This is a genomic window from Pseudomonas guangdongensis (genome assembly GCF_900105885.1).
Lineage (GTDB): Bacteria > Pseudomonadota > Gammaproteobacteria > Pseudomonadales > Pseudomonadaceae > Geopseudomonas > Geopseudomonas guangdongensis.
Genome location: NZ_LT629780.1, coordinates 2,584,968 through 2,601,160, shown reverse-complemented (window position 1 = coordinate 2,601,160; position 16,193 = coordinate 2,584,968). Strand labels below are relative to the sequence as shown.

Annotated in this window: 14 protein-coding genes; 7 read left to right on the top strand and 7 right to left on the bottom strand. The window is 65.4% G+C overall.

Going from position 1 to position 16,193, the window contains the following annotated elements; genetic code table 11:
• Nucleotides 1-74: 74 nt before the first annotated feature.
• The gene (gene hmpA, locus BLU22_RS12265; protein WP_090214960.1) at nucleotides 75-1,256 is read right to left on the bottom strand and encodes an NO-inducible flavohemoprotein; all 1,182 of its coding nucleotides are present in this window, start codon (nucleotides 1,254-1,256) and stop codon (nucleotides 75-77) included.
• A 181-nt stretch (nucleotides 1,257-1,437) separates the two neighbouring features.
• Between hmpA and norR the strand changes: the two genes are divergently transcribed.
• The gene (gene norR, locus BLU22_RS12260) at nucleotides 1,438-2,988 is read left to right on the top strand and encodes a nitric oxide reductase transcriptional regulator NorR (protein ID WP_090214957.1); all 1,551 of its coding nucleotides are present in this window, start codon (nucleotides 1,438-1,440) and stop codon (nucleotides 2,986-2,988) included.
• 137 nt (nucleotides 2,989-3,125) lie between these two features.
• Nucleotides 3,126-3,344, top strand: a complete 219-nt coding sequence (gene infA, locus BLU22_RS12255) for a translation initiation factor IF-1 (RefSeq protein WP_002553999.1) — start codon at nucleotides 3,126-3,128, stop codon at nucleotides 3,342-3,344.
• Nucleotides 3,345-3,412: 68 nt separating this feature from the next.
• Here infA and clpA read toward each other — a convergent pair whose 3' ends face one another.
• Together clpA and clpS are read right to left on the bottom strand one after the other, a co-directional pair.
• Nucleotides 3,413-5,683 carry an ATP-dependent Clp protease ATP-binding subunit ClpA gene (gene clpA / locus BLU22_RS12250; protein WP_090214955.1) on the bottom strand — a complete coding sequence of 757 codons (2,271 nt, stop codon included), beginning with the start codon at nucleotides 5,681-5,683 and terminating at the stop codon, nucleotides 3,413-3,415.
• A 28-nt stretch (nucleotides 5,684-5,711) separates the two neighbouring features.
• Nucleotides 5,712-6,074 carry an ATP-dependent Clp protease adapter ClpS gene (gene clpS, locus BLU22_RS12245; protein WP_090214952.1) on the bottom strand — a complete coding sequence of 121 codons (363 nt, stop codon included), beginning with the start codon at nucleotides 6,072-6,074 and terminating at the stop codon, nucleotides 5,712-5,714.
• A gap of 214 nt (nucleotides 6,075-6,288) precedes the next feature.
• On the opposite strand from clpS, the gene cspD reads away from it, so the two are divergent.
• Nucleotides 6,289-6,507 (top strand): cold shock domain-containing protein CspD, encoded by a 219-nt coding sequence (cspD, locus tag BLU22_RS12240; RefSeq protein WP_090214949.1) that lies wholly within the window; start codon nucleotides 6,289-6,291, stop codon nucleotides 6,505-6,507.
• 111 nt (nucleotides 6,508-6,618) lie between these two features.
• Here the strand turns inward: cspD and cysS are convergent, their stop codons facing one another.
• Nucleotides 6,619-8,004 carry a cysteine--tRNA ligase gene (gene cysS / locus BLU22_RS12235; protein ID WP_090214946.1) on the bottom strand — a complete coding sequence of 462 codons (1,386 nt, stop codon included), beginning with the start codon at nucleotides 8,002-8,004 and terminating at the stop codon, nucleotides 6,619-6,621.
• Nucleotides 8,005-9,675: a glutamine--tRNA ligase/YqeY domain fusion protein gene (locus tag BLU22_RS12230; protein WP_090214944.1), complete on the bottom strand. Its 1,671-nt coding sequence runs from the start codon at nucleotides 9,673-9,675 to the stop codon at nucleotides 8,005-8,007.
• Nucleotides 9,676-9,796: 121 nt separating this feature from the next.
• On the opposite strand from BLU22_RS12230, the gene BLU22_RS12225 reads away from it, so the two are divergent.
• Together BLU22_RS12225 and lpxH are read left to right on the top strand one after the other, a co-directional pair.
• On the top strand, nucleotides 9,797-10,291 hold the full coding sequence (locus tag BLU22_RS12225; protein WP_090214940.1) for a peptidylprolyl isomerase: 495 nt from the start codon (nucleotides 9,797-9,799) through the stop codon (nucleotides 10,289-10,291).
• Between the two features lie 4 nt (nucleotides 10,292-10,295).
• Entirely contained in the window at nucleotides 10,296-11,021 is a 726-nt protein-coding gene (gene lpxH / locus BLU22_RS12220) for a UDP-2,3-diacylglucosamine diphosphatase (protein WP_090214937.1), read from the top strand.
• A gap of 55 nt (nucleotides 11,022-11,076) precedes the next feature.
• Here the strand turns inward: lpxH and miaE are convergent, their stop codons facing one another.
• Entirely contained in the window at nucleotides 11,077-11,679 is a 603-nt protein-coding gene (gene miaE / locus BLU22_RS12215; RefSeq protein ID WP_090214934.1) for a tRNA-(ms[2]io[6]A)-hydroxylase, read from the bottom strand.
• Between the two features lie 150 nt (nucleotides 11,680-11,829).
• On the opposite strand from miaE, the gene BLU22_RS12210 reads away from it, so the two are divergent.
• Complete coding sequence (locus BLU22_RS12210) at nucleotides 11,830-12,693, top strand: universal stress protein (RefSeq protein ID WP_090214931.1); 864 nt, start codon at nucleotides 11,830-11,832, stop codon at nucleotides 12,691-12,693.
• A 37-nt stretch (nucleotides 12,694-12,730) separates the two neighbouring features.
• On the opposite strand, the gene BLU22_RS12205 is transcribed toward BLU22_RS12210, so the two are convergent.
• A complete protein-coding gene (locus tag BLU22_RS12205) occupies nucleotides 12,731-13,207 on the bottom strand; it encodes a DUF1289 domain-containing protein (RefSeq protein ID WP_090214929.1) in 477 nt (158 codons plus the stop codon).
• A 328-nt stretch (nucleotides 13,208-13,535) separates the two neighbouring features.
• Between BLU22_RS12205 and acnB the strand changes: the two genes are divergently transcribed.
• Nucleotides 13,536-16,145, top strand: a complete 2,610-nt coding sequence (gene acnB / locus BLU22_RS12200; RefSeq protein WP_090214926.1) for a bifunctional aconitate hydratase 2/2-methylisocitrate dehydratase — start codon at nucleotides 13,536-13,538, stop codon at nucleotides 16,143-16,145.
• Nucleotides 16,146-16,193: the final 48 nt, after the last annotated feature.

Here is a 16,193-nt window from a genome sequence, read left to right as displayed (position 1 = left end):
GATCACTGCCAGCGCAGGGTGGGAAATCGCTGCGCGAGTCTTCCACCCTGCACCAGGCCTCACTGCAGCTTAGATCAGGCCTCCAGCGCCGCCGCCGGGCCGAAGAACTCGTAGCGGCACTGCGACTGCGGCACGCCCAGCTCGGCGAGCTGCTTCTTCACCTGAGCCATGAACGGCTTCGGACCGAGGAAATAGGCGTCCAGGTCGCGCTGCTCCGGCAGCCAGTCGCCCAGCAGCGCGGCGCTGCTGAAACCCTCGGCGTCGGCCACATCGCCCTCGCGCGGCTCGCTGTAGCAGTAGAAGCGCTTGAGCTGCGGGTGCTGGGCGCTCTTCTCGTCCAGCCACTCGCGGAAGGCATGCACGCCGCCGTGGCGGGCGAAGTGAATGAAGCGCACCTCGCGGCCGCTCTGCAGCGCCTGTTCCAGCATGGCCACCGCCGGGGTGATACCGACGCCGGCGGTGATCAGCGCCAGCGGCTTGTCGCTGTCCTCGAGGACGAAGTCGCCGGCCGGCGGGAAAACCTCCAGCTCGGCGCCAACCTGCACCTCGTCGTGCAGGTAGTTGGAGATGCGGCCGCCCGCCTCGCGCTTGACGCTGATGCGCAGCTCGCGGCCGTTCGGCGCGGCGGACAGCGAGTAGTTGCGGCGCATCTCTTCGCCGTCGATGACGAAGCGCAGACCCAGGTACTGGCCCGGCACGAATTCCGGCACCGCGCCGCCGTCCACCGGCTGCAGGTAGAAGGAGGTGATCTCCTCGCTCTCGGCTTCCTTGCGCGCCACGCGGAACTGGCGCGAGCCGCGCCAGCCACCTTCCTTGGCCTCGTTGGCGGCGTACACCGCCTCCTCGGCGCCGATCAGGATGTCGGCCAGCTGCTGGTAGGCGGCGCCCCAGGCTTCCAGCACCTCGTCGGTGGCGATCTCCGCGCCGAGCACCTCGCGGATGGCGCGCAGCAGGCAGGAGCCGACGATCGGGTAGTGCTCGGGCAGGATCTGCAGCGACACGTGCTTGTGCACGATCTGGCCGACCAGCGGGCCCAGCTCCTGCAGGCGGTCGATGTGACGGGCGTACATCAGCACGCTGTTGGCCAGCGCGCGCGGCTGGTCGCCGCTGGCCTGGTGGGCCTGGTTGAACAGCACGCGCACCTCGGGGTATTCGCCGAGCATGATCTTGTAGAAATGCTTGGTCAGGGTTTCGCCACCGGTTTCCAGCAGCGGCACGGTGGCCTTGATGATGGCGCGTTGTTGATCGGACAGCATGGACATCTCCTGAAAAGGCTCAATCGGTGAGCGGCCATCGACAGGCCGCGGGAACTGCAAGCACAATGGAGACATCAGTTTTCGTGCCATGATTTTATTTCTTTAAAATCAATAACTTAAATTTACAAAGGGTCATCATGACAACAAAAAACCGCAGTCCTTTCGACAACGGAATGTCAAAATGACCACGCACCCGCTTCTCGCCGCACTGGTTCCGCTGGTCGCCGACCTGTCCCGCGAACTGCCCGAGGCCGAGCGCTACCGCCGCCTGCTCGGCGCCCTGCGCAGCCTGTTTCCGGCCGACGCCGCCGCCCTGCTGCGCCTGGATGGCGACACCCTGGTACCGCTGGCGGTGGACGGCCTGAGTGCGGACACCCTCGGTCGGCGCTTCCGGGTCGGCGAGCACCCGCGCTTCGAGAGCCTGCTGGCCCATCGAGGGCTGACACGCTTCGCCGCAGACTGCGCACTGCCCGATCCCTACGACGGCTTGGTCGAGGGTCACGCCGGACATCTGGAAGTCCACGACTGCATGGGCTGCCCGCTGTACGTCGACGAACAGCCTTGGGGCCTCTTGACCCTCGACTCGCTGGACCCCTCGCGCTTCGAGCATATCGATCTCGACAACCTCGAGGCTTTCGCCAGCCTGGCAGCCGCCACGGCGCGCGCCGCCGAGCGTATCGACGCCCTGACCCGCCGCGCCGAGCACGATGAACAGTTGGTCAGGGTCTACCGCGAGGCCGCTGGCCAGCAGGCGCGCCGCGAACTGATCGGCCAGAGCCGCGAGCACCAGCGCCTGCTGGAAGAGATCGCCGTGGTCGCCGGCAGCGACCTGAACGTGCTGATCAGCGGCGAAACCGGCGTGGGCAAGGAACTGGTCGCACAGGCCATCCACGATGCCTCGCCACGCGCGCGCAAGCCACTGATCAGCCTCAACTGCGCGGCCCTGCCGGATACCTTGGTGGAAAGCGAGCTGTTCGGCCATGTGCGCGGCGCCTTCTCCGGCGCGCTGAGCGAGCGCCACGGCAAGTTCGAACTGGCCGACGGCGGCAGCCTGTTCCTCGACGAGGTCGGCGAATTGCCCCTGGCGGTGCAGGCCAAGCTGCTGCGCGTGCTGCAGAGCGGCCAGCTGCAGCGGGTCGGCTCCGACCGCGAGCACCGCGTCGACGTGCGGGTGATCGCCGCCACCAACCGCGACCTGGCCGAGGAAGTGCGCGCCGGACGCTTCCGCGCCGACCTCTACCACCGCCTGAGCGTCTATCCGCTGCCGGTGCCGCCGCTGCGCGAGCGCGGCCGCGACGTACTGCTGCTAGCCGGCTATTTCCTCGAAGAGAACCGTGCGCGCCTCGGCCTGCGCAGCCTGCGCCTGAGCGCGGAGGCCCAGGCCGCACTGCTGGGCTACGACTGGCCGGGCAACGTCCGCGAGCTGGAGCATCTGATCGGTCGCGCGGCACTCAAAGCCATGGCCGGCGGAGAGCGCAAGCGCATCCTCAGCATCGGCGCCGAACTGCTCGATCTACCGAACGTCGGTCCGACACAGTTCCTGCAGGATGCGCCGCAGGAGTCCGGCGCGGGACACTTCAGCGGCCTGCGCGAGGCCACCGAGCAGTTCCAGCGCCAGCAGATCATCGCCGCCCTGGAGCGCTGCCAGCACAACTGGGCCGCAGCCGCACGCCAGCTGGAGCTCGACCGCGCCAACCTGCACCGGCTGGCCAGACGCCTGGGAGTGCGCTGAGCGTATTAGTCGCGCGACGAAACCACGGCAAGATGCGCGCCTACTTGGCGCAGAGTGGCATTTTCGGGCACAATGCATGCCGCTTTTGCCCGACCCTATCACCCGGGCCATCCTAAAGTACTTGAGGGCTTTACTGCATGTCGAAAGAAGACAGCTTCGAAATGGAAGGCACTGTCGTCGACACCCTGCCCAACACCATGTTCCGCGTGGAGTTGGAAAACGGGCACGTCGTTACCGCGCACATCTCAGGCAAGATGCGCAAGAACTACATCCGTATCCTGACTGGCGACAAGGTGCGCGTCGAACTGACGCCCTACGACCTGAGCAAAGGTCGCATCACCTACCGCGCCCGCTGATCCGGCGCAGGCTTTATTGACGACAACGCCCGGCATTGCCGGGCGTTGTCGTTATGGGCAAGCGGAAATCAGGCAGGTATCACTGCGGTTTCGTAGTCGAATACCAGCTCGCCGTCCTGCACGTCGATGTGCACGACACCCCCCTGCTCGGCCAGCTCGCCGAACAGGATCTGTTCGGCCAGGGGACGCTTGATCCGCTCCTGAATCAGTCGCGCCATCGGCCGGGCGCCCATCTGCGCATCGTAACCACGCTCGGCCAGCCAGCCGCGCGCACTTTCGCTGACTTCCAGCAGCACCCGCTTGTCCTCCAGCTGGGCCTGCAGCTCGGTGAGAAACTTGTCGACCACGCTCTTGATGATCGCGTGATTGAGACGGCCGAACTGGATGATGGCGTCGAGACGGTTGCGGAACTCCGGCGTGAAGCCCTTGCGGATCACCTCCATGGCATCGCTGGAGTGGTCCTGCTGGGTGAACCCGATGGACGCCCGTGCCGCGGTTTCCGCCCCGGCATTGGTGGTCATGATCAGGATCACGCTGCGGAAATCCGCCTTGCGACCGTTGTTGTCGGTCAGGGTGCCGTGGTCCATCACCTGCAACAGCAGGTTGAAGACCTCCGGATGAGCCTTCTCGATCTCGTCGAGCAACAGCACGCAGTGCGGCGTTTTGGTGATCGCCTCGGTGAGCAGACCACCCTGGTCGAAGCCGACGTAACCAGGCGGTGCGCCGATCAGCCGCGACACGGTATGCCGTTCCATGTACTCGGACATATCGAAGCGCACCAGATCGACCCCCAGCGCCTTGGCCAGCTGACGCGCCACCTCGGTCTTGCCCACGCCGGTGGGGCCGGCGAACAGGAAGGAACCGACCGGTTTGTCCGGCGCCTTGAGCCCCGCACGCGACAGCTTGATCGCGGTGGACAGCGCATCGATGGCATCGTCCTGGCCGAACACGGTCAGCTTGAGGTCGCGCTCCAGGTTACGCAGCAGCTCCTTGTCGGAGGTGGTGACGTGCTTGGGAGGAATCCGCGCGATCTTCGCCACGATGTCCTCGACCTGCGCCACATCGATGCAGGCGGCCCGACGCTCCTCGGGCTGCAGGCGCTGGTAGGCACCCGCCTCGTCGATCACGTCGATGGCCTTGTCCGGCATGTGCCGGTCGTTGATGTAGCGGGCCGCCAGCTCGGCGGCGGCGCGCAGCGCCTCGTCGGTGTAAGCGATCTTGTGGTGTTGCTCGAAGCGCCCCTTCAGACCCTTGAGGATGCCGATGGTGTCTTCCACCGAGGGCTCCACCACGTCGACCTTCTGGAAGCGCCGTGCCAGAGCGCGATCCTTCTCGAAGATGCCGCGAAATTCCTGGAAGGTGGTCGAGCCGATGCAGCGCATCTCGCCGGAGGACAGCAGCGGCTTGAGCAGGTTGGAGGCATCCATCACCCCGCCCGATGCTGCACCGGCACCGATGATGGTATGGATTTCGTCGATGAACAGAATCGCCTGCGGGCGGCGGCGCAGCTCGTTGAGCAGCGACTTGAAGCGCTTCTCGAAATCGCCGCGGTATTTGGTACCGGCCAGCAACGCCCCCAGATCCAGCGAGTAGACCACGCTGGAGGCCAGCAGATCGGGCACCTGACCGTCGACGATGCGCTTGGCCAGTCCCTCGGCGATGGCGGTCTTGCCGACACCGGCCTCGCCCACCAGCAGCGGGTTGTTCTTGCGCCGCCGGGCGAGGATCTGCGCGACGCGCTCGACCTCCGCCTCACGGCCGACCAGCGGGTCGATACGCCCCTGGCGGGCCAGTTCGTTGAGGTTGCTGGCGTAGGCTTCGAGGGGATTGCCGGAGCTGACACCCTCGCCGCCCTCCTCGTCCTGGGTTTCCTGCTCGTTGTCGCGGGTCTCGTTCTCGCCAGGCACCTTGGAAATGCCGTGGGCAATGAAGTTGACCACGTCGATGCGCGCAACACTCTGTTGCTTGAGCAGGAACACCGCCTGGCTTTCCTGCTCGCTGAAGATCGCCACCAGCACATTGGCGCCGGTCACTTCGCGCTTGCCGGAACTCTGCACATGGAAGACTGCTCGCTGCAGCACGCGCTGGAAGCCGAGGGTCGGCTGGGTCTCGCGCTCTTCCTCGTGCAGCGGGATCAGCGGCGTGGTCGAGTCGATGAATTCGCGCAAATCGTGGCGCAGCTTGTCCGTGTTGGCCCCGCAGGCCCGCAGGACGGTCGCCGCTGCGCCGTTGTCCAGAAGGGCCAGCAAGAGGTGCTCGACGGTCATGAATTCATGCCGCTTTGCCCGAGCATCCTTGAAGGCGAGATTGAGGGTAACTTCAAGTTCGCGGTTCAACATACCTTCACCTCATTCCCAAGGGCCCACATCACTCGTCTTTCTCGATCTCGCAGAGCAGCGGATGCTGACACTCCCGCGCGTACTGGTTGACCTGCATCGCCTTGGTTTCCGCGATATCCCGGGTATAGATCCCGCACACCGCACTGCCTTCAGTATGCACCGCCAGCATGATTCGGGTAGCCGCTTCTCGATTCATGCCGAAAAAGCGCTCCAGTACTTCAACCACGAAATCCATCGGCGTGTAATCGTCGTTGAGCAGGATCACCTTGTACATCGAGGGCGGTTTCAGCGCCGGCTGGGCTTCCTGTACCGCGACGCCCGAGTCTTCGTCTCCGGCCGGTACAGGCGAGTCTTGATTGAATGTTAGTCGAATCTGGCGGCTTGCATGCATGCTGAAATGGACAACGCTGACAGGTGAATGGGGGATCTGGGGTGTTTGCCGTGTGGCTGGCGAGATGCCTTGACTATCGGCAAATCGGTGTTACAAACAATGGGCATATCCCCAATAAAAAAGGGGGAATACGCTACGGGAGAGACCTCCCGACCAAGCGATCCGAGAGGGATCATACTCCAGCAATGGAGTCCTTTGCAGAGGGAAAATCAGCATGCTGAACGGCAAGGTCAAGTGGTTCAACAATGCAAAGGGCTATGGCTTCATCCTGGCCGAAGGCCGCGACGAAGACTTCTTCGCCCATTATTCGGCCATCCAGAGCGAGGGCTACAAGACGCTCAAGGCCGGCCAGTCGGTACACTTCGAAATCCTGCAGGGGCCGAAGGGGCTGCATGCCGTCAATATCCGCCCGCTTCCCCCGCCGCAAGACTGAACGCGACACCCTATGTACAAGGCCGCCATGCAGGCGGCCTTGTACTGTATGGAGCGATGTCCGAAGCAGTCGACCGGCGCTCCACTGCGAGGTAGCGCCGCTTCTGGGGGCTTACTCGGCCAGACGCCAGGTCGTGCCGCCCTTGCCGTCCTCCAGCACCACGCCCATGGCGGTGAGCTGGTCGCGGATGCGGTCGGATTCGGCCCAGTTCTTCTCGGCACGCGCGGCCAGGCGCGCGGCGATCAGCGCCTCGACCTCGGCGGCATCGACCTTGCCCGCGGCGCCGGCCTGCAGGAAGGCCTCGGGGTCGAGCTGCAGCACGCCGAGCACGCCGGCCAGCTCCTTGAGGCGCGCGGCCAGCGCGGCGGCGGCGTTCAGGTCGCTCTCGCGCAGGCGATTGACCTCGCGGATCATCTCGAACAGCACCGCGCAGGCTTCCGGCGAGTTGAAGTCGTCGTCCATCGCCGCGCCGAAGCGCTCGACGAACTCCTCGCCACCGGCAGGCGTCGCCTCGGGCAGACCCTTGAGGCCGTTGTAGAAGCGCTCCAGCGCGCCCTTGGCCTCGCGCAGGCTGTCCTCGGAGTAGTTGATCGGGCTGCGGTAGTGGCTGGACACCAGCAGGTAGCGCACCACTTCGGGGTGGTACTTCTCCAGCACCTCGCGGATGGTGAAGAAGTTGCCGAGGCTCTTGGACATCTTCTCGCCGGCGACGCGCACCGCGCCGGCGTGCATCCAGGCGTTGGCGTACAGCTTGCCGGTGGCCGCCTCGCTCTGCGCGATCTCGTTCTCGTGGTGCGGGAACACCAGGTCCGGGCCACCGCCGTGGATGTCGAAGGTCTCGCCCAGGCAGCAGGTGGACATCACCGAGCACTCGATGTGCCAGCCCGGACGTCCGGCGCCCCAGGGCGATTCCCAGCTCGGCTCGCCCGGCTTGGCGCCCTTCCACAGCACGAAGTCGAGCGGATCTTCCTTGGCCTCGTCGACCTCGATGCGCGCGCCGATCTTCAGGTCCTCGATCTTGCGCCTTGAGAGCTTGCCGTAGCCCTCGAACTTGCCGACCCGGTAGTAGACGTCGCCGTTGCCCGGCGCGTAGGCGAAGCCCTTGTCGATCAGGGTCTGGATCATCGCGTGCATGCCGGCGATATGGTCGGTGGCACGCGGTTCGATATCCGGGCGCAGCACGTTGAGGCGCGCCTCGTCCTCGTGCATCGCGGCGATCATGCGGCCGACCAGAGCCTGGAACGACTCGCCGTTATCAAAGGCGCGCTTGATGATCTTGTCGTCGATGTCGGTGATGTTGCGCACGTAGGTCAGCTCATAGCCGCGATGACGCAGCCAGCGGGCGACCACGTCGAACGCCACCATCACCCGCGCGTGGCCGATGTGGCAGAAGTCGTAGACGGTCATGCCGCACACGTACATGCGCACCTTGTTGCCTTCCAGCGGCTTGAACTCGTCCTTGCTCTTGGACAGGGTGCTGTAGATGGAAAGCGTCATTCACTGCCCCCAGGAGTCGCGCAGGGTGACGGTACGGTTGAACACCGGGGCGCCCGGCTGGCTGTCCTTGAGGTCGGCGCAGAAGTAGCCCTCGCGCTCGAACTGGAAGCGTTCTTCCGGCGCGGCATTGGCCAGCGACGGCTCGGCGCGGCAGCCCTTGAGCACCACCAGCGACTCCGGGTTGATGTTGTCGAGGAAGCTGCCGCCCTCCTCGTCAGTCTTCTCCGGGTTGGCAGCCTTGAACAGGCGGTCGTACAGGCGCACTTCGCACTCGACGCTCTCGGCGGCCGGCACCCAGTGGATCACGCCCTTGACCTTGCGGCCTTCCGGGTTCTTGCCCAGGGTGTTCTCGTCATAGGAGCAGCGCAGCTCGACGATGTTGCCGGCTTCGTCCTTCACTGCCTCGTCGGCGCGGATCACGTAGCTGCCGCGCAGGCGCACTTCGCCGCCGGGGATCAGGCGCTTGTAGCCGGCCGGCGGATTTTCCTCGAAGTCGCTGGCATCGATGTAGATCTCGCGGGAGAACGGCAGCACGCGCACGCCCATGTCCTGCTTGGGATGGCGCGGCAGCTCGAGGTTCTCGACCTGGCCTTCCGGGTAGTTGGTGATCACCACCTTCAGCGGCTTGAGCACGCACATGGCGCGCGCGGCGTTGGCGTCCAGGTCCTCGCGGATGGCGAACTCCAGCATGCCGATGTCGACCAGGCCGCCGGCGCGGTTGACGCCGATCATGTCGCAGAAGGCGCGGATCGAGGCCGGGGTGTAGCCGCGGCGACGGTAGCCGGACAGGGTCGACATGCGCGGGTCGTCCCAGCCATTCACGTGACCTTCATCGACCAGCTGCTTGAGCTTGCGCTTGCTGGTGATGGTGTAGTTCAGGTTGAGGCGGGCGAACTCGTACTGGCGCGGCTGGGCCGGTACCGGCAGGTTGGCAAGGAACCACTCGTACAGTGGGCGGTGATCCTCGAACTCCAGGGTGCAGATCGAGTGGGTGATGCCTTCCAGGGCGTCCGACTGGCCGTGGGTGAAGTCGTAGCTCGGGTAGATGCACCACTGGTCGCCGGTCTGGTGGTGATGGGCGTGGCGGATGCGGTAGAGGATCGGGTCGCGCAGGTTCATGTTCGGCGAGGCCATGTCGATCTTCGCGCGCAGCGCGCGGGCACCGTCGGGGAACTCGCCGGCCTTCATGCGCGCGAACAGGTCGAGGTTCTCCTCGATGCTGCGCTCGCGGAACGGGCTGTTCTTGCCCGGCTCGGTCAGGCTGCCGCGGTAGGCGCGCGCCTCGTCCGGCGACAGGTCGCAGACATAGGCCTTGCCATTCTGAATCAGGTGCACCGCCCAGGCGTACAGCTGGTCGAAGTAGTTGGAGGCGTAGCGCTCCTCGCCGGCCCACTTGAAGCCCAGCCACTCGACGTCGGCCTTGATGGCGTCGATGTATTCCTGGTCTTCCTTGGCCGGGTTGGTGTCGTCGAAGCGCAGGTTGCACTCGCCGCCGAACTCCTCGGCCAGGCCGAAGTTCAGGCAGATCGACTTGGCGTGGCCGATGTGCAGGTAGCCGTTGGGCTCCGGCGGGAAGCGGGTGATGATCTTGGCGTGCTTGCCGGCTTCCAGGTCGGCCTGGACGATCGGGCGCAGGAAGTTGGCGGCTTTTTCGACGGTGGGCTTGCTCATGGGATCCTTGGTATGCGGCACGCGGCTCAGGGTAGGCCGCTCAAGTCAAAGCCCGTATCATAGCCGAAGCTGTCAACCCCCTGACAGGCCTTAGGTTTTTCCGACAGAGCGAAACGAATTCATGATCAAGCTGCACACCAACTTCGGCGTCATCACCCTGCAACTGTTCGCCGACAAGGCCCCGGAAACCGCGGCCAACTTCGAGCAGTACGTCAAGGAAGGCCACTACGACGGCACCATCTTCCACCGCGTGATCGGCAACTTCATGATCCAGGGCGGCGGCTTCGAGCCGGGCATGAAGCAGAAGAGCACCCGTGCGCCGATCAAGAACGAGGCCAACAACGGCCTGTCCAACAAGACCGGCACCATCGCCATGGCCCGCACCATGGACCCGCACTCGGCCAGCGCGCAGTTCTTCATCAACGTCGCCGACAACAGCTTCCTCGACCACACCGCGCCGACCGCCCAGGGCTGGGGCTATGCGGTGTTCGGCGAAGTGGTCGAGGGCATGGACGTGGTCGACAAGATCAAGGCCGTGGCCACCGGCCACCGCTCCGGCCACGGCGACGTACCGGTCGATGACGTGATCATCGAGAAGGCCGAAGTCGTCGCGTGATTCGATGAGCGTCCTGTTCATCTCGGACCTGCATCTCGAAGCGGAACGCCCGGACATCAGCCGGGCGTTCCTGCACTTCCTCACCACCCGCGCCCACGGCGCCGCGGCGCTGTACATCCTCGGCGACTTCTTCGAGGTGTGGGTCGGCGACGATGCCATGGACGACTTCCAGCGCTCCATCGCCGCCGCCCTGCGCCGCCTCAGCGACACCGGCACGCACATCTGGCTGATGCACGGCAACCGCGACTTCATGCTCGGCAAGCGCTTCTGCCGCGAAGCCGGCTGCAGCCTGCTCAGGGAAGGCAGCGTGGTCGAGCTGTACGGCGAGCCGGTGCTGCTGCTGCACGGCGACAGCCTGTGCACCCGCGACGAGAGCTACCAGCGCCTGCGCCGACGCCTGCGCAACCCCGTCTCGCTGTGGCTGCTACGCAACCTGCCACTGGCTACCCGTCACAAGCTGGCGCGCAAGCTGCGCGAGGCTAGCCGCCTGCGCACCCGCGAGAAGGCCGCCGAGATCGTCGACGTCACCCCCGAGGTGGTGCCGCAGGTGATGGCCACCCATGGCGTGCGCACCCTGATTCACGGCCACACCCACCGCCCGGCGGTGCACAAGCTGCAGATCGACGGCGAAAATGCCCAGCGCATCGTCCTCGGCGATTGGGACCGCCAGGGCTGGGTGCTGGAGGTCGACGAGCGCGGCTATCGGCTGGAGTCCTTCCCGCTGGACTGAACCACCCTCAGCCGGGAAGCGCGGGGGCTGGCGCCTCCCGCTCCGCCACAGGCGCTCAGGCCGCCGCGCCGCTGTGGAAGCGGAAGTCCTTGTCCGGCGTGAGGATCGCCTCGCGCTCGATCTCGGCGAAGAACGCCACCCGCTCGTCGATCGGCTCCGGCGAGTATTGCTCGGCCATTTTCAGATAACCCTGATAGTGGCGCGCTTCCGACTTGAGCAGCGAGGTGTAGAAGCTGCCCAGCTCCTCGTCCAGGTAGGGCGCCAGGCGGTAGAAGCGCTCGCAGGAGCGCGCCTCGATGTAGGCACCGACGATCAGGGTGTCGACCAGCTTGGCCGGCTCGCCCTTGCGGATGTGCGCGTGCAGACGCTGGGCATAAAGAGAGGCGCTGACCGGGCGGTAGGCGATGCCGCGTTTCTTCATCAGCGCCGCCACTTGCTCGAAGTGGCGCAGCTCCTCACGCGCCAGGCGCGACAGCCTGTACTGCAGGTCGTCCTTGTCGACGTAGCGGAACAGCAGGGTCAGCGCCGTACCGGCGGCCTTCTTCTCGCAGTTGGCGTGGTCAATCAGCAGGATCTCGGGATGTTGCAGCGCCTGGTCGATCCAGGCCTGGGGGGTCGGGCAGAGCAGGAAGCTTTCGATCTCGGGAAGCAGGGACATGGCGGGCGGACTAGTCTGGAAAAGCCGGTCATTATACGGACACCGGGCCTCGCGGCCATGCCCGCCGCTTGACATGCATCAAGCGGCGTTTCCCCCTGCGCCGACTACAGTAGTACCCGTGTCAGCCTTCACATGCCCGGGGAGACGAACATGCAAGCCATCCGCAGCATCCTGGTGATCCTCGAACCCGACCAGCCGGACGGCCCGGCACTCAAACGCGCCCGCCTGATCGCCGGAGCCACCGGCTCGGAACTGCACCTGCTGGTCTGCGACAAGCAGCACGACCATACCGCCTTCCTGGCCGCCCAGGCCGAGGCGCTGCGTGTCGAGGGCTACACCGTGAGCGTGCGCCAGGACTGGCTGGACAGCACCCACCAGACCATCATCGCCGCCCAGCAGGCCGAAGGCTGCGGACTGGTGGTCAAGCAGCACCAGCCGGACAACCCGCTCAAGCGCGCCCTGCTCACCCCTGACGACTGGAAGCTGCTGCGCTATTGCCCGGCGCCGGTGCTGCTGGTCAAGACCGCCCGCCCGTGGAGCGGCGGCAACATCCTCGCGGCAGTGGATGTCGGCAACAGCGACGAGGCCCACCAGTCCCTGCATGCCGGCATCGTCAGCCACGCCTTCGACATCGCCAGCCTGGCCAAGGGCGAGCTGCACGTGCTGAGCGCTCATCCGGCCCCGATGCTCTCGGCAGCCGACCCGACCTTCCAGCTTCGCGAGTCCATCGCCGCCCGCTACCGCGAGGCCTGCCAGCAGTTCCAGGAGGAGTACGGCTTCAGTAACCGCCAGCTGCACATCGCCGAAGGTCCGGCCGACCTGCTCATCCCGCAACTGGCCGCGCAGCTCGATGCGGTGGTGACGGTCATCGGCACGGTGGCGCGCAGCGGGCTGTCCGGCGCACTGATCGGCAATACCGCGGAAGTGGTGCTGGATGCGCTGGAAAGCGATGTGCTGGTCCTCAAGCCGGACGATGTCGCGGAGCATCTCGAGGCCCAGTTGAGTCAGGACTGAAGCATCAGGCACCCGCCGTCGCTACCGGCGACGGGTGTCACACGCGCTGCTCGACGCCCTCGATCAGGAAGCGCGGTGCGATGTAGCGCTCGTAGTGGGCTTCGGAGAGCAGGAAATACTCGCGGTCGATGGCATCGCGCAGCAACGGCAGCGGGCTGTCGCGAAACTCGGGCAACAGGGCGATGCCGTAGGCATCCAGTTGCTGGATCATCCGTGCGCCGCGGGCGATCAGCTGATAGGCCCAGCAGTACGGCGACTGCCGCTCGACGAAACGGATCTGCCGCTGCTCCAGCTGGCTGCGCAGGCGCTGCGGATCGAACACCTCCAGCTTGGCGGCGACCACCTGCACCAGCAGGCTTTCCAGACGCTGCCAGACCGCGCGTTTCTCCGCATCGTCATACAGGTTCCAGTTCACCACCTCGTGATGGAAACGCTTGCAGCCACGGCAGACCAGATCGCCGTAGACGGTCGAGCAAAGGCCGATACAGGGAGTCTTGATGCGCGAGTTGGACATGGTGAAAACAGGAATGCGGCCGTCAGCGGAGTCGCATGTTAGCCCTTTGTCTAAGCCGGGTCACCCGCCGCTGCCAAGGCGGGTTGCTTAACTTATCAGGCCGTTTCCATTAGAATCCGCCTGCCTTGTTACAGGCACCAATGTCCGACAGAAGCTGTTTTCAAAGCGTCACGCACACAGTAAACCCGGCCTGTCTGTTGGCGAGCGCCCTCGCCGCGAGTCGCCTCGCCAACATACCCTCGTCACATCCGCCGGCGTAAAACTTTGAAAGCAGCTTCTGGACGAGAGTCCCGGACCCCCGCAAGGGACCACTGATGAGGGTAATACTGTGCTTGAAGCCTACCGCAAACACGTAGAAGAGCGTGCCGCCCTGGGCGTCGTGCCCCAGCCGCTGAACGCCGAGCAGACCGCCGGTCTGGTCGAGCTGCTGAAGAACCCGCCGGCTGGCGAAGAAGAATTCCTGGTTGACCTGATCACCAACCGCGTTCCCGCTGGCGTGGACGAAGCTGCCTACGTCAAGGCCGGCTTCCTGACCGCCATCGCCAAGGGCGAAACCAGCTCCCCGCTGATCAGCAAGACCCGCGCCGTCGAGCTGCTGGGCACCATGCAGGGCGGCTACAACATCGCCACCCTGGTCGAACTGCTGGACAATGCCGAACTGGCCAACGTCGCCGCCGAGCAGCTCAAGCACACCCTGCTGATGTTCGACGCCTTCCACGACGTTGCCGAGCGCGCCAAGGCCGGCAACGAAGCCGCCAAGGCCGTGCTGACTTCCTGGGCCGAAGGCGAGTGGTTCACCAACCGCCCGGCGCTGGCCGAGAAGATCTCCCTGACCGTGTTCAAGGTCACTGGCGAAACCAACACCGACGACCTGTCGCCGGCTCCGGATGCCTGGTCGCGCCCGGACATCCCGCTGCACGCCCTGGCCATGCTGAAGATGGCCCGCGACGGCATCAACCCGGACGTTCCGGGTTCGGTCGGCCCCATCAAGCAGATGGAAGCGCTGAAGGCCAAGGGTTTCCCGGTCGCCTACGTCGGCGACGTGGTCGGCACCGGCTCCTCGCGCAAGTCCGCCACCAACTCCGTGCTGTGGTTCTTCGGTGACGACATCCCGAACGTGCCGAACAAGCGCGCTGGCGGCTTCTGCTTCGGCACCAAGATCGCCCCGATCTTCTACAACACCATGGAAGACGCCGGCGCCCTGCCGATCGAATTCGACTGCACCAACCTGGCCATGGGCGACGTCATCGACGTGTACCCGTACGCCGGCAAGGTCTGCAAGCATGGCACCGAAGAAGTCATCACCACCTTCGAGCTGAAGACCGAAGTCCTGCTCGACGAAGTCCGCGCCGGTGGCCGTATCCCGCTGATCATCGGCCGTGGCCTGACCGAGAAGGCCCGTGCCGAGCTGGGCCTGGCGCCGTCCACCCTGTTCAAGAAGCCGGTCGCTCCGGCCGACAGCGGCAAGGGCTTCACCCTCGCCCAGAAGATGGTCGGCCGCGCCTGCGGTCTGCCGGAAGGCCAGGGCGTGCGCCCGGGCACCTACTGCGAGCCGAAGATGACCACCGTCGGCTCCCAGGACACCACCGGCCCGATGACCCGCGACGAGCTGAAGGACCTGGCCTGCCTGGGCTTCTCCGCCGACCTGGTGATGCAGTCCTTCTGCCACACCGCCGCCTATCCGAAGCCGATCGACGTCAACACCCACCACACCCTGCCGGACTTCATCATGACCCGCGGCGGCGTGTCCCTGCGTCCGGGCGACGGCATCATCCACAGCTGGCTGAACCGCATGCTGCTGCCGGACACCGTCGGTACCGGTGGTGACTCGCACACCCGCTTCCCGATCGGCATCTCCTTCCCGGCCGGCTCCGGCCTGGTCGCCTTCGCCGCCGCCACCGGCGTGATGCCGCTGGACATGCCGGAATCCGTGCTGGTGCGCTTCAAGGGCAAGATGCAGCCCGGCATCACCCTGCGTGATCTGGTGCATGCCATCCCCTACTACGCCATCCAGGCTGGCCTGCTGACCGTCGAGAAGAAGGGCAAGAAGAACATCTTCTCCGGCCGCATCCTCGAGATCGAAGGTCTGGAAGGTCTGACCGTCGAGCAGGCGTTCGAGCTGTCCGACGCCTCCGCCGAGCGTTCGGCTGCCGGTTGCACCATCAAGCTGCCGGAAGACGCCATCGCCGAGTACCTGAAGTCGAACATCACCATGCTGCGCTGGATGATCGGCGAAGGCTACGGCGATGCCCGTACCCTGGAGCGTCGCGCCCAGGCCATGGAAGCCTGGCTGGCCGATCCGAAGCTGCTGTCCGCCGATGCCGACGCCGAATACGCCGCCGTCATCGAGATCGACCTGGCCGAGATCAAGGAGCCGGTTCTCTGCGCTCCGAACGATCCGGACGACGCTCGCCTGCTGTCCACCGTGGCCGGCGAGAAGATCGATGAAGTGTTCATCGGCTCCTGCATGACCAACATCGGGCACTTCCGCGCTGCCGGCAAGCTGCTGGACAAGGTCAAGGGTGGCATTCCGACCCGTCTGTGGCTGGCTCCGCCGACCAAGATGGACGCCCACCAGCTGACCGAGGAAGGCTACTACGGCATCTACGGCAAGGCTGGCGCGCGCATGGAAATGCCGGGCTGCTCGCTGTGCATGGGTAACCAGGCGCGCGTACAGACCGGCTCGACCGTGGTTTCCACCTCGACCCGTAACTTCCCGAACCGTCTGGGCGACGCCACCAACGTGTTCCTGGCTTCGGCTGAGCTGGCGGCTGTCGCCTCCATCCTCGGCAAGCTGCCGACCGTCGAGGAGTACATGGAGTACGCGAAGAACATCGACAGCATGTCTGCCGATATCTACCGCTACCTGTCCTTCGACCAGATGGCCGAATACCGCGATGCGGCTGCCAAGGCCAACATCCCGGTGCTGCAGGCCTGAGCCTGGTAAGCGCTAGACCGCTGTAAGCAGAAGCCCCGCCCCGTGCGG